The organism is Microbacterium sp. (assembly GCF_049661145.1).
In the GTDB taxonomy this organism is placed as follows: domain Bacteria; phylum Actinomycetota; class Actinomycetes; order Actinomycetales; family Microbacteriaceae; genus Microbacterium.
Genome location: NZ_JBASZT010000368.1, coordinates 1 through 12,753, shown reverse-complemented (window position 1 = coordinate 12,753; position 12,753 = coordinate 1). Strand labels below are relative to the sequence as shown.

15 protein-coding genes are annotated in these 12,753 nt (G+C 67.8%); 9 read left to right on the top strand and 6 right to left on the bottom strand.

The genetic code is table 11. The features are described 5' to 3' along the window. Nucleotides 1-224: 224 nt before the first annotated feature. The 3 genes from WBP48_RS15225 to WBP48_RS15215 form a co-directional block, all read right to left on the bottom strand. On the bottom strand, nucleotides 225-998 hold the full coding sequence (locus tag WBP48_RS15225; protein WP_424441598.1) for an NAD(P)-binding domain-containing protein: 774 nt from the start codon (nucleotides 996-998) through the stop codon (nucleotides 225-227). A 33-nt stretch (nucleotides 999-1,031) separates the two neighbouring features. Then, a complete protein-coding gene (locus WBP48_RS15220) occupies nucleotides 1,032-1,169 on the bottom strand; it encodes a hypothetical protein (RefSeq protein ID WP_424441597.1) in 138 nt (45 codons plus the stop codon). Nucleotides 1,170-1,290: 121 nt separating this feature from the next. Beyond that, the gene (locus WBP48_RS15215; RefSeq protein ID WP_424441596.1) at nucleotides 1,291-2,181 is read right to left on the bottom strand and encodes an MFS transporter; all 891 of its coding nucleotides are present in this window, start codon (nucleotides 2,179-2,181) and stop codon (nucleotides 1,291-1,293) included. On the opposite strand from WBP48_RS15215, the gene WBP48_RS15210 reads away from it, so the two are divergent. Both WBP48_RS15210 and WBP48_RS15205 read left to right on the top strand, forming a co-directional pair. Beyond that, nucleotides 2,180-2,557 (top strand): hypothetical protein, encoded by a 378-nt coding sequence (locus WBP48_RS15210; RefSeq protein WP_424441595.1) that lies wholly within the window; start codon nucleotides 2,180-2,182, stop codon nucleotides 2,555-2,557. The genes WBP48_RS15215 and WBP48_RS15210 overlap by 2 nt on opposite strands. 16 nt (nucleotides 2,558-2,573) lie before the next feature. Beyond that, nucleotides 2,574-3,350 (top strand): lysostaphin resistance A-like protein, encoded by a 777-nt coding sequence (locus WBP48_RS15205; RefSeq protein WP_424441594.1) that lies wholly within the window; start codon nucleotides 2,574-2,576, stop codon nucleotides 3,348-3,350. 9 nt (nucleotides 3,351-3,359) lie between these two features. On the opposite strand, the gene WBP48_RS15200 is transcribed toward WBP48_RS15205, so the two are convergent. Beyond that, complete coding sequence (locus WBP48_RS15200; RefSeq protein WP_424441593.1) at nucleotides 3,360-3,833, bottom strand: SRPBCC family protein; 474 nt, start codon at nucleotides 3,831-3,833, stop codon at nucleotides 3,360-3,362. A gap of 346 nt (nucleotides 3,834-4,179) precedes the next feature. Between WBP48_RS15200 and WBP48_RS15195 the strand changes: the two genes are divergently transcribed. Beyond that, entirely contained in the window at nucleotides 4,180-4,854 is a 675-nt protein-coding gene (locus WBP48_RS15195) for a GntR family transcriptional regulator (protein WP_424441592.1), read from the top strand. Nucleotides 4,855-5,014: 160 nt separating this feature from the next. Here the strand turns inward: WBP48_RS15195 and WBP48_RS15190 are convergent, their stop codons facing one another. Both WBP48_RS15190 and WBP48_RS15185 read right to left on the bottom strand, forming a co-directional pair. Beyond that, nucleotides 5,015-5,392: a hypothetical protein gene (locus tag WBP48_RS15190; RefSeq protein ID WP_424441591.1), complete on the bottom strand. Its 378-nt coding sequence runs from the start codon at nucleotides 5,390-5,392 to the stop codon at nucleotides 5,015-5,017. After that, nucleotides 5,392-5,856, bottom strand: a complete 465-nt coding sequence (locus WBP48_RS15185) for a hypothetical protein (RefSeq protein ID WP_424441590.1) — start codon at nucleotides 5,854-5,856, stop codon at nucleotides 5,392-5,394. Before WBP48_RS15185 ends, WBP48_RS15190 begins: the two co-directional genes overlap by 1 nt. 277 nt (nucleotides 5,857-6,133) lie before the next feature. Between WBP48_RS15185 and WBP48_RS15180 the strand changes: the two genes are divergently transcribed. The 6 genes from WBP48_RS15180 to WBP48_RS15155 are packed head-to-tail and all read left to right on the top strand — an operon-like array spanning nucleotide 6,134 to nucleotide 12,557. Further along, entirely contained in the window at nucleotides 6,134-7,303 is a 1,170-nt protein-coding gene (locus WBP48_RS15180) for an NAD(P)/FAD-dependent oxidoreductase (protein ID WP_424441589.1), read from the top strand. Between the two features lie 55 nt (nucleotides 7,304-7,358). After that, a complete protein-coding gene (locus tag WBP48_RS15175) occupies nucleotides 7,359-7,610 on the top strand; it encodes a (2Fe-2S)-binding protein (RefSeq protein ID WP_424441588.1) in 252 nt (83 codons plus the stop codon). Continuing rightward, nucleotides 7,607-9,007, top strand: coding sequence for an FAD-dependent oxidoreductase (locus WBP48_RS15170; RefSeq protein ID WP_424441587.1), 1,401 nt, complete (start codon nucleotides 7,607-7,609; stop codon nucleotides 9,005-9,007). Before WBP48_RS15175 ends, WBP48_RS15170 begins: the two co-directional genes overlap by 4 nt. A 30-nt stretch (nucleotides 9,008-9,037) precedes the next feature. Next, nucleotides 9,038-9,955: a dihydrodipicolinate synthase family protein gene (locus WBP48_RS15165; protein ID WP_424441586.1), complete on the top strand. Its 918-nt coding sequence runs from the start codon at nucleotides 9,038-9,040 to the stop codon at nucleotides 9,953-9,955. Nucleotides 9,956-9,997: 42 nt separating this feature from the next. Beyond that, a complete protein-coding gene (locus WBP48_RS15160) occupies nucleotides 9,998-10,999 on the top strand; it encodes a proline racemase family protein (protein ID WP_424441585.1) in 1,002 nt (333 codons plus the stop codon). Continuing rightward, nucleotides 10,971-12,557: an aldehyde dehydrogenase (NADP(+)) gene (locus WBP48_RS15155; RefSeq protein WP_424441599.1), complete on the top strand. Its 1,587-nt coding sequence runs from the start codon at nucleotides 10,971-10,973 to the stop codon at nucleotides 12,555-12,557. The genes WBP48_RS15160 and WBP48_RS15155 overlap by 29 nt, the downstream gene beginning before the upstream one ends. Nucleotides 12,558-12,753 lie beyond the last annotated feature (196 nt).

The following is a 12,753-nucleotide window of genomic DNA, read 5'->3' as shown; positions in this document are numbered from 1 at the left end:
CCCTTGGCCCGCTGATCCTTCCGCCCCAGCGACGCGAACACCTCGCCCACGAACTCGTCCAACCCCGCCCGCACCCGCTCGATCTCATCTACCCGCACGCCGCGAGGTTAACAGTCCCCAAGACAGTTAACAAGACCTAACCAAGTACTACTAGACCTGATCTTGCAATCAGCGGCCGGCCGCGTTGCGGCGCCGATTGTCCATGAGTTGCTCGCCCATTTTCCTTACCCTATGGCGGTCAGCCGTCGCAGGAGCCCATCGAGCCCTTCGGCTACGGCTTCGTACGCCCCGGCTTGCGCCAAGTGCTGGGAGAACTGCTCGTTCAAACCGCCCGCGGTGGCGTGGTTCGAAGCAAGCGCGCGGAAGTCGACTCGGGACGGGTTGATCTCACCTGCGACATCAACAAAGGTTGTGGCGACATATCGCGCCGCGAACTGCGGGTCGATGCCCTCGGCGCAGAGCCACGCCTTGATGCTGTCGAGATACCAGAGATGAGCCGCCACCGTGGCCGACGCCGCCGCCACGGCTTCGAACGCACGTTCACTCGGCAGTTCGGCGTAGCCGCCGAGCCGGCTGAAGAGTTGCCGCGCCGCGTTCGTCGAAGGGAAGATCGGCGTTTCGCCTCTGCGTCCCGCAACCGCCGGCAGAGGTATCGAGCGAGCAACCTCGGTCGCGGGCTCGACCGCATCCACGATCATCTCCAGGCCGACGCCAGCCATGACGCTGATGACCACCTGTCCTGGTCGAAACTCCAGATCGCCGAGCACGTGAGCTGCTTGCTGCGGGAGCACAGCGACGATCACGATGTCGCTGCGCTCAACGACCTCCTGATTCGATGCCGCAACGCTGACCGTGGGCAGACGCCCGGCGAGTTCACGCGAGCGGGCTTCGCTGCGCGGCGAGAGAACAACCGGCGGGGCGTCTGCAACGCCGTCGCAGAGACCCTCGACCATCGCCGAAGCGATCGATCCCACGCCGACGAAGCCGTACGTTGTCACTGCGCCGCTCCTTACTGGTGATTGGCAACTCTCCTATCGAAGCACAGCCTCCAGAACGACGAGGCGTGCGCCGCAGCTCGTCGTCGTCACCTCGTCGAAGATGCGCGCTTTCGCGCGGGCGACCTTCCCCTCGGCGAGACTGCGTTGGCGCGCCCAGACTGCGAGTGCCACGCGCAGTTTCGGCGGCAGGACGCAGTCTCGGCGCGGGGCGGGCGCGGAGCGGGCGCGCTCCGGGCATGCGCTGATAGCCGAGGAGAGGGCGCCATCCGGGTGAGCCGGGTACTCGTCTGGCTCAGTGCGAGTATCCCGCCGCCGTCTCTGCCAACGACTTGCCCTTCGTCTCCGGCGCCAGCCACTGCGACAGCGCCGCGCCCGCGAATGCGACGCCTGCAGCGATGATCAGCGAGACGCTCTCCCCCAGGTCGGTCATAGACCACGGCAGCGCGAATGTCGCCAACGCGGCACCGACGCGGCTCACCGCGGCGGCGAAGCCCTTCCCGACCCCACGCAACTCGCTCGGGAACAACTCGGCCGGATAGATGCTGGTGAGCGTGTTGTATCCCGCGTTGAAGAACGAGAACGCGAAGAACAATGCCATCACGACGATGACCGGCGCACCGGCCCACACACCGATGATCAGCAGGAACACCGCGCACAACCACTGCGTGGGAACCGTAAGAACGCGTCGTCCGAGCTTGTCGACCAGCAGCACCGTCGTGATCACACCCGCGGCAGCAAGCGCCGACATCCCGATGCCGCCCGAGTTGATTCCGTACGGAGCGAGAACCTCATCAGCAAACGTGGCAAGCGCGAAATACGGCGACACCGCGCAGAACCAGAAGCCCGCCGTGAACAGCGTCACCCGCCAATAGCGCGACGAGAAGAGGTCCTTGAACGACGGGGTCGGCGCCTCACGCTGCGCTTCGCGCGCTTCTGCTTCTCGCAGCATCCGCAGGTCGATCTCCGTGGTGATGCTGTCGTGCAACTCGCTCGAGTCGATGTATCGACGCGCGATGTAGAGGGCCTCGTCACGCCGCCCCTTGCTGATGAGCCAGCTCGGGGACTCCGGCAGCCCGAGTCGAGCGAGGAACAGGGCGACCGCGATGATGGTGCTCGATCCGAGGATCACTCGCCACGAGACTCCCGCATCGCGCATCGCTGTTCCGACGATGAAGGCGACCATGAAGCCCACCGCATCGTGCCGCCAGCACGCTGACCAGATCACCGTCTATGCGGTCTCGACCGAGTTGCGATTCCTGGTCTTCGTTGAGAGGTGTGACAGCCTTACTCAGTTGCATGCGCCGCCGGCCCCCGACGTCGGGAAGGACCGCATGGGACTGGTTCGCGAGGAGATCAGGGTGCCGTCCTTGCCGCGCCCCATTAGGGTTTTCACCGATCGGCGAGTGTGGCAAGACCTTCCCGATCCGTCCACCCTTGTGTTGAGTCGTGGCATCGGTCGTGTCTTGGAAGCCTCCAGTCATCGGCCGGGGTTGTCGGCGGGCATCGCCGCCTCCTCGTTGAGGCTGGTCGGGCAGATCGTCGTTCGCAACTCGGCCTGATGCTGTGATCGGAGCGATGATGGATGCAAGCCGGCCTGCCGCTGATGGGCCGTGGCCCCCAGCCATCATCGTGGGCTCACCCTCCTGGCGGGTGTACGGCGCCGTGGTGTTGCTTCTGCTGGTGACGCAGTTGGCGTTCAGCCAGGCAGGTGGACTGGTGGCGGCCCGCGTGCCGCCCGTCGACGACGGCTGGTTCGTGCAGCTCTCGGTGCATCACCTCGTCCAAGCGGCGCTGACGGTGTCACTGGTCTGGCTGCTCGCCAGCCGGTGGGGCCTCGACTTCGGGCTGCGTGTGGGTGATGCGCGGGCAGGGTGGGCGGTGCTCGGCGTATTCGCGCTCGCCTGGGGTGCGTACTTGCTCGTCTTCCACCTTGTCATGTCTGCGACCGGCCACACCCGGGTGTCGCTGCCGTCCGACCCCGGCTTGCAACTTGGGGTGCTCGGCTTCCAGGTGTTGCTCACCGGGCCCTGCGAGGAACTGCTCTTCCGCGCCCTGCCGATCACCCTGCTGGCAGCCCTCCGGCCCCGGAAGTTAGTGGGGCGGGGTCGATGGTCGCTCACCGTCGAGTCCGCGGTCGCCGCGATCCTGTTCGCGGCCGGGCACGTCGGGTTCAGCCTGGCGCCGCTCGCCCTCCATTTGGATCCGGCTCAGTTGGCGACCACATTTGTGCTCGGCGCTCTTCAAGGCGTGGTGTATCAACGCACCCGCAGCGTGTTGTGGCCGATGGCGCTGCACTCGCTGTCGAACGGGATGGTGACGGTGGGCGCACTCGCTGCTGGCTGGACAGCATAGAGTCGTGCGCTAGGCCGGGAGCTGGCCGCTGCGGGCCTCGGCGCGCTGCTTGACGCCGAGCAGCATTCGCCGGTACATCGGGAAGTCGGCCAGCTCGAGGATCGGCGCGAAGGCGAGACCGCTGGCCGAGGCGTAGGAGATTCGGATGCGGGAGATCAAGCGAGTGCGGCCATCCGGTTGCGGGCGAAGCACCCACACCCAGGTGCCGGCATCGCGGTTGTGCCACAACAGTGCCCGAGGCGGATCGGCCAGCTCGACCTTCCAGGGTGAGGATGAGACCGGGGCGAAGGGATTCATCGGTGCGGCGGGGTCACCCGGCGTCACGTGCTGCCACTCGTCCAACACCTCAGTGGCGCTGGCGCGACCGAGGTTGTCGAGTGCGTCGTAGGAGTACCAGCCGGCCTTTCCGGTGCCCAACTGCACCAACCAGGGCCAGACATCAGCCGAGGGTGCATCGATGGTGATCGAGCGGGTCGCTCGCATTCCGAACCCGGGAGACGGGTACGTCGTCCCCGGGCAACGTCGCCGCGCTTTCCTCGGAGGTAGCTCCCCACTCCACGTGCCACTGGCGATACCAGACCGCGGCAGCCGCCACCGCGACACACCACAGCAGACCGCGCATGCTCGGCACTCTACCGCGGGAAACGCGCGTCAGACGTAGAGGTTGTCAGGCGTCGAGTTTGGTGGAGGCCCGTTTCGTCTCGGCGATTCGACTCGCCTCGGGCTCACAGGGCGGCCGCCGCTCGCGGGACGCCCGGAACACGCGTCACTGCGGCTAGTGATGCGCTGCCCGATCACACCGGCCGTGGGTAGTACTGTGTTACACAGCATGGGTCAAGACACGATCATCACCACCGCCGAGAGCCTTCGAGAACAAGTGGAGCGCGCGTTGGCGTCACGCATTGTTGTCGGCGAGATCCCCGCGGGTGAAGTGCTCACCGTGCCGCGGCTCGCCGCCGAGTACGGGGTCAGCGCGACTCCCATGCGTGAGGCGATGCTGAACCTGCAGCGGCGGGGCTTTCTCGCTCCCATCCGCAACCGCGGGTTCCGCGTCACGAGTGTCACGCTCGACGAGTTGCGCCACATCGGCACGGTACGCATGCTGCTCGAGGCTCCCGCCATGCGCGAAGTCGCTGGTCACGTACCGGCAGAGGTCGCACAACATCTTGATGCGCTCGCAGCCCAGATCGAGATCACTGCTGAGCAGCGTCGCTTCCAGGACTATCTCGAGGCCGACACCACGTTCCACCTCACGATTCTGGAACTCACCGGAAATCCCTACCTCGTCGGCGTCGTGCGAGACCTCCGACAGCGCACCCGGCTGACGGGGATCGTCCGCTCCGCCGACGCCGGCACTCTCATCGAGAGCGCACGGGAGCATCGCGAGTTGGTACGACTGCTGGTCGCGGGCGACGGAGAAGGCGCGGAAGCCCTCATGCGGCAGCACATCGGCCACATCGCCGGCGTCTGGAGCGGCCTCAGCGATGAGGCCGTATCGCAATAGCCGATCATCGGACCTGCGCTTCTTCGCTCAATCTTTGCTGCTCGACGTCGCGCATCTGCGCGCTCGCGGTGGGTATGGACGACCCCGGCGCTCCCCCTGTTCTTTGTGTGAGACACGCTCGTCTTCGTTGCGTGAGACACGCTCGTCGCGGGTGGCGAGTTCATCGGTTTCGAGGCGCGCGCCGGCCTCTCGACGCCGTCGCGCTGGGGTGCCCCGCCGCGGCGTTGGTCAACCAGACGACATGAGCATCGTGGTCCACGCAGTACCAGAGCCTCGCCCCAGAGGAGATGTCGTACTGCCACTGTTCGAGCTGCACCCCGCGGAATACGCGAGTACCGAGCCGTCCTTTGAGGGGTTTCTGCACGTCGGTGCGCTCGGTGGGAGCCGTGCGCAGCCGCTCCTTCGCCTCGGCACAGTTGCCCGGGAACTGTTTCTCGAGTTCCGGGAAGTCCAGCGATTCCTTGGTGCCGTAGCGCAACTCCCACTCGTCGCCCGACGGCGGCGGCGGAACCTGCTGCCCGCGCTTGGCGCGTGCCATCAAGCGGCGTCCACCGGCAGGTCGACGGGCTCGTCCACAGGAGTGCTGAGGGATCGGGCAAGCTCCGGGTCGGACCAGATCTCCGCGGTATTGCGCCAGTCCTCGATCAACGTCGCGAACGCTGTGTACCGCCCGATCGACGCACAGGCACGGAGCGTCTCGGCCGCCTCAGCGGCGAAGGCCCGGCGGTCATCCTCCGGGAGAAAAGCAACCCAGGGCAGTGTGGACACAAGCTCGGCGGAGAACCGCTCAGCCAGCGCAGCGTCACGCACGACGGCGCTGAGCGCAGCCGAGAGGAAGTCCGTCGCAGCCTGTGCATCGCGAGCACGGTCCTCGGTCTCCAGCACCCAAGCCGGCCTGCCGGCCCGCTGCTGGAGCACGATGGTGTCGCCCGTCCGCTCGGCGTCGGACAGATGCTGGTTGTAACTCTGGATGAACCTACTCATCGGCACCGTCTTGGTCATACTCGCATACTACGCAACTACTTGCGTACTTGGCGAGAAGTCGCTCAAGGTCGCAGCCTATGCGGCAGCAGGAGGACCTGAGGTCGTATGCTGGCGTGGGGGTAATATGTCACACTGTACCTTGCGACGCAACCCGGCCAAGCAGTCAACTCATCAGTCGTGAGTGCAGTAATATGTCACACAGCATACCAGTCGCCCACACCCCTGGAGGACTCTCGATGATCCAGACCGTTCGGCGCAGCGTGTCGTCCCCGCTCCTCTGGACCGGTACGCGCTGATGCGGGTCGTCGTGGTCGGTGGCGGCATCGTCGGGGCGGCGTGCGCACGCGAACTCGCGCTGCACGGCGCCGAGGTCGAGCTGATCGACCGCGTCGGCGTCGCCGGAGAGACCTCGAGTCGGTGCGAAGGCAACCTGCTGGTGAGCGACAAGGTTCCCGGTCCCGAGGCGGACCTCGCGATCGTCTCGACCCGGATGTGGCGCGAGCTGGCAGCGCAGCTCGATGACGAGCGGGATGCCGGCACCCCCCACACCGAGTACGAACCGAAAGGCGGCATCGTCGTCAGCTTCGCCGGCGGCGCGGACGCCCTGGCGGACCTCACCGTCAAACAGGCTGCCCTCGGCATCCGATCCGAAAAGCTCAGCACCGACGACCTGTACGAGAGCGAGCCGCACCTCACCCGCGAGGTCGCGGTGGGGTACTCGTACCCCGACGACGCGCAGGTGCAGCCGTCGAACGCCACCCAGGCGCTGTTCGCCGCGGCGGTGCGCGCCGGTGCCCGCCTTCGCGTCGCAGAGGTCACGGGCGCAAGGCTCGGCGGTGACGGGCGCATCGTCGGCGTGCAGACGACGACGGGCGACGTGCCGGCGGATGCCGTGGTCAACTGCTGCGGCCCATGGTCGGGCGAGCTGGCTGCGCGACTGGGCTCGAGCCTCGACATCCGGCCGCGTCGCGGCGTGATCCTGGTGACCACCCCGATGCCGCAGCGCGTCTTCCACAAGGTCTACGACGCCGACTACGTCGGAGCCGTGGGCTCGGCGGATGCGGCACTGCAGACGTCGACGGTGGTGGAATCGACCCCCGGCGGCACGGTGCTGATCGGCTCGAGCCGCGAGCGCGTCGGGTTCGACGACTCCCCCGGCCTCGCTCCCGTGCGCGAGATCGCGGCGAAGGCGACGAAGCTCTTTCCCTTCTTGGCCGACACGATGCTCCTACGCACGTACTTCGGCTTCCGTCCCTACGCCCCCGACCACCTGCCGATCATCGGCGAAGACCCGCGCGTGCCCGGGCTGTTTCACGCCAGCGGCCACGAGGGTGCCGGCATCGGCCTCGCGCCGATCACTGCCGAACTCGTCGCGCACGCGGTACTCGGCACCCCCACCCGGGTGGATGCCGCGCCGTTCTCACCCGCTCGTCCAAGCCTCTCACTCGAAAGTCCCGCGACATGAGCCAGAACGTCTCGCCCCATGGCGCGGCAGCGCCACGAAAAAGCTGGAGTGAATCATGACTGATCGCGTCACCGTGACCCTCAACGGCGAGCCCGTCGAGGGGAGGCAGGGTCAGACCATCGCGGGGGTTCTGCTCGGCGCCGGCGAGACCAGCTGGCGCGACGCGCAGACCGGGGGCCGCGGGGTGTTCTGCGGCATCGGGGTGTGCTTCGACTGCGTCATCACCGTCAATGGCACCGAGAACGTCCGTGCCTGCCAGCGCACGGCCTGCAACGGCGACGAGCTCACGATCGAGGTACGCTCATGACCCACATTGCGATCATCGGCGGCGGCCCCGCGGGCCTTGCCGCAGCGGAAGCCGCGCTGAGCGCGGGTGCGCGCGTCACCCTGCTCGATGAGGGCACGCGCCTCGGCGGCCAGTTCTGGCGCCACGCCCCCGGCATCACCAATCCGAAGATGCAGCACGAGCTCGGCGCTTTCGACCGGCTCACTACCGCGGTGTCGAATGCGGCGGCGTCGAATGCCACACCGTCGAAAGCCACGGTGTCGAAAGCCACGGTGCACTCGGGCGCCAACGTGTGGCACATCGAGCGCGATGAGTCCACGATCACGGTTCACGCCGTGACCGGCGAACAGGACGGCACCGACCGCACTGGCCTCACCGTCACGGCCGACCGGCTCATCATCGCCACCGGCGCGCACGACCTGGCGCTGCCGATTCCCGGTTCGACGCTGCCGGGCGTGACGACGGCGGGCGCCGCACAGGCTCTCGCCAAGCGCGACGGCGTCACCGTCGGAAAGCGTACGGTGGTCGCCGGGGCGGGGCCGTTCCTACTGCCGGTCGCCCAATCACTGACCCTCGCCGGCGCCGAGGTCGTCGGAGTCTACGAGGCATCCGGCATCCGGTCGCTGGCAACCGGCTGGGCACCGAAGCCCTGGCAACTCGCGGGCAAGGCCGGCGAGTTCCTCGAATACGTCACCGGGATGCTGCGCTCACGCACCGGCTACCACCCCGGCACGGGGGTCGTGCGCATCCTCGGCGACGACCGCGTGACCGGCGTCGTCGTGGCGAAGCTCGACGCGACCTGGGCGCCCATCGCCGGCACCGAGCAGGCGATCGAGTGCGACTCCGTCGCCCTCGGGCACGGCTTCACGCCGCGCCTCGAGGCGGCGATCATGATCGGCTGCGACATCGTCGGCGATCGCGGCGGCCGCTTCGTGCGCGTCGACCAAGGACAGCGGACGACGGTTCCGGGCGTGTACGCGGCCGGCGAACTGACCGGCATCGGCGGCGCCGACGCGGCACAGACCGAGGGCGCGCTCGCCGGCTTCGTGGCAGCCGGTGTGCCCACGACCGACGCACGCATCAGGCGACTCGTCGCGCAGCGGGCGAAGTGGGACTACTTCGCGCGACGGCTGCGCGTGGCACACGGCATCCAGCCCGGATGGACGCACTGGCTCACCGACGACACTGTCGTCTGCCGCTGCGAGGCCGTGACGACGCGGACGCTGACCGACCACGCCAGCGCGGCGCCGCGCGCCTTCAAACTCGCGACCCGCGCCGGCCTCGGACCGTGTCAGGGCCGCACGTGCGGCATCGCCGTCGAGCACATCGTCGCGGCCGCGGGCGGCGACGTCGATGGTGCGTTCCACAAGCGACCCGTTCTCAGCCCGGTTCGTCTCGGCGAACTGACTAATATGTGATATATTACTAGCAACGGATAGGAGCCCGGAATGACTGACAAGACCATGGATCTCGGCGGCGTCGTCGTCGCGACCACCCTCGCCTTCAAGGAGGACGCGTCTGCCCCCGCCGGGCTGGCCGTCGACTACGACAAGTTCGGTGAGCACATCGACTTCTTGATAAGCAACGGATGCCGCGGCGTCGGCCCCAACGGTTCGCTCGGCGAGTACTCGTCGCTGACCGATGACGAGCGTCGCAAGGTCATTCAGGTCGCCGTCGACGCCGTCGACGGACGCGGCATCGTCGTCGCCGGTGCGCACGGTGTCGGCAGCCACCAGGCACGCAAGTGGGCCGAGTACGCCGCCGAGGACGGTGCCGACGGCGTGCTGCTGCTGCCGCCCACGATCTACAAGGCGAACGAGGACGAGGTCTTCGCCCACTACGCCGAGGTCGCCAAGGCGGGCCTGCCGATCATGATGTACAACAACCCGTTCGACACGAAGGTCGACCTCACGCCCGACCTGATCGCGCGGCTGGCCGAGATCCCCGAGGTCGTCGCCGTCAAGGAGTTCTCCTGCGACGTGCGCCGCGTGTTCGAGATCAAGGAGAAGACCGACATCGACGTCATCGCCGGTGCCGACGACCACCTCTTCGAGATGATGGTCGACGGCGCGGTGGGCTGGTTCGCCGGTTACCCCAACGCCTTCCCGAAAGAAGCCGTTGAGCTCTACAACCTGATGGTCGCCGGTGAGTGGCACAAGGCCCGTGACCTCTACCAGTACCTCGTCGCCGTCTTCCGCTGGGACACCAAGACCGAGTTCGTTCAGGCCATCAAGCTCTCGATGGACATCTGCGGCAACTCCTACGGTGGCCCGACCCGCCCGCCCCGTGGCCTGCTGAGCGCCGCGAACGAGGCCCAGGTGCGCGCCGACACCGAGCGCGCACTCGCCGCCCTCGCAACCCGCTGATTCCCCGCACGGTAACAGCCCGCAACGACAAGAGGTGATTCCATGCGTACACGGCGCGTAGTGTCAGCCGTCGACTCGCACACCGAAGGGATGCCGACGCGCGTCGTCACCGGCGGCGTGGGTGTCATCCCGGGCGCGACGATGAATGAGCGGCGCCTGTACGCCATGGAGCACCTCGACGGGTTCCGTCGCTGGCTCATGAACGAACCGCGCGGCCACGCGGCGATGTCGGGGGTGATTCTGCAGCCGGCGATTCGAGAGGACGCCGACTGGGGCATCGTCTTCATCGAAGCGAGCGGCTTCTTGCCGATGTGCGGTCACGGCACGATCGGGGCGGCGACCGTACTGGTCGAGACCGGTATGGTCGCCGTCACCGAGCCGGTGACCGAGATCCGCCTCGACGTGCCCGCGGGCCTCGTGATCGCGCGCGTCGCCGTCGAGAACGGCCGCGCGACATCGGTCACGATCGAGAACGTGCCGAGCTTCGTCGAGCGCCTCGATCAGATCATCGAGGTACCCGGCTACGGCGAGATCCCCTATTCCATCGCGTGGGGCGGCAACTTCTACGCTCTCGTCGATCTCGACGACGTCGGGCTGCCGTTCGACCGTGCCCGGAAAGACGACATCCTGCGGGCGGGCCTGACGATCATGGACGCCATCAACGAACAGGCTCCACCCCGGCATCCGACCGTCGACGGCGTCAACCACGTGCACCACGTGGAGTTCATCGCACCGGGATCGGATGCCGTGCACTCTCGCCACGCCATGGCGATCTACCCCGGGTGGTTCGACCGCTCGCCGTGCGGCACCGGGACCAGCGCCCGCGTCGCGGAACTGTTCGCCCGTGGAGAGCTGGCGGCCGATACCGACTTCGTCAACGAGTCCTTCATCGGCTCGACCTTCATCGGCCGCGTCGTCGCGGAGACCACCATCGGCGACGTGCCCGCGATCATCCCCACCATCACGGGGCGTGCGTGGGTCACCGGCACCGCCCAGTACATGCTCGACGAGACCGATCCCTTCCCCGAGGGCTTCGTCTTCTAATGCGGGAGTCTCGCGACATGAGCCAGACTTTCCCGCCCCCACGGCGCGCAGCGCCACTGAAAAGCTGACCGCGAACCGGAGAAGCACCACCATGACCATCGACACCGTCGCAGCCTCGGCCGCTGCTGCCTCCGCACCTTTCGCCGCCACCGACCCGGGCGACCGTGCATCCGCTCTCATCGCCATCGCGGATGCCGTCGATGCACACGCAGACGAGCTCATCCAGATCGCCATCGCAGAGACCGGACTGACCGCGCCGCGCCTCGCCGGCGAAGTGCGGCGCACCTCGAACCAGTTGCGGCTGTTCGCCGAGGTCATCGTCGACGGCGCCTATCTGGACGCTCGCATCGACCTCGCCGATCCGGACTACATCATCGGCCCGCGGCCCGACGTGCGTCGCGTGCTCGAGCCGGTGGGGCCCGTGCTCAACTTCGGGGCCTCGAACTTTCCGTTCGCGTTCTCGGTCATCGGCGGCGATTCGGCCGCGGCGCTCGCCGCCGGATGCCCGCTGATCGTCAAGGCGCACCCGGGTCACCCCGCGCTGTCCCGGCGCACGGCAGAGATCGTCGCGACCGCACTCGAAGACTCCGGCATGCCCGATGGCGTCTTTCAGCTGATCGAGGGTCAGGAGCCCGGGATCGAACTGCTGAAAGACCCCCGCATCCGCGCCGCCGCCTTCACCGGGTCGACGCACGTGGGCACCCTCCTCGCGAACATCGCCGCGTCGCGCCCGCAGCCGATTCCGTTCTACGGTGAGCTCGGCAGCGTCAACCCGGCCTACGTCACCGCGGGCGCCGTGGCCGCCGAGCCCGACCTGCTCAGCAGTTTCGTCGCCTCTGTCGCCGGCTCGGCCGGGCAACTGTGCACCAAGCCGGGCTTTCTGTTCGTCCCCGCCGGCGCCGAACTGGGTGACGCGCCCGAGCCGCCCGCGGAGCACCGGTTGCTGAACCCCGGCATCGGCGGGGCGTTCGAGGAGCGTCGTCGCACCGTACTCGGGGCCGGCGGCGTCACCGTGCTCGCCGAGGGCGGCGTGCGCATCGACGACGTCGGGCAGCGCTACGCCACCCCGACGATCGTCGAGATCACGCTGGCGGATCTCCGTGCGCAGCGCGACGCGCTGCTCGAGGAGTGCTTCGGGCCGCTCTCGATCGTCGTGCGCTATACCTCGCTCGATGACCTGCCCGCCGTGCAGCGCGAACTGTTCCCGGGCAACCTCACCTCGACGCTGCACTCGACACCCGACGAGGCGGCCGACGTCGTCGAACTGGTGAACGCGCTGACCGAGACCAGCGGGCGCGTGCTGTTCGCGGGATGGCCGACCGGAGTCTCGGTGACCTCTGCGATGCAGCACGGCGGACCCTTCCCCGCCACGACAACCGATGCCACCAGCGTCGGGGTGACCGCGATCGGCCGCTTCTTGCGCGGGGTGGCGTACCAGAGCGCCCCGCAAGAGCTGCTGCCGCCGCCGCTGCAGGACGCCAACCCCTGGGGCGTTCCGCAGCGCATCAGCGAGCCCGGTCTCTCGCAGTCGTGGGGCAGCCTTCTCGGGGCCTACTGACGGCGGCCTTTCAGGGGCGCTGCCGCGCCGTGGGGCGGGAAAGTCTGGGTCATGTCGCGAGACTTTCGTATCAGTGACTCGTGGCCGCTGGCGCGGCCCGTCGTGGGGGTGGGAAAGCATGGGGTGGTTGCTTCTCTTGTCTTGTGGCGTTGGTTGGCGGGATGCTGGGGGTGCTGGTCGTGGGGTGATGTCGGTC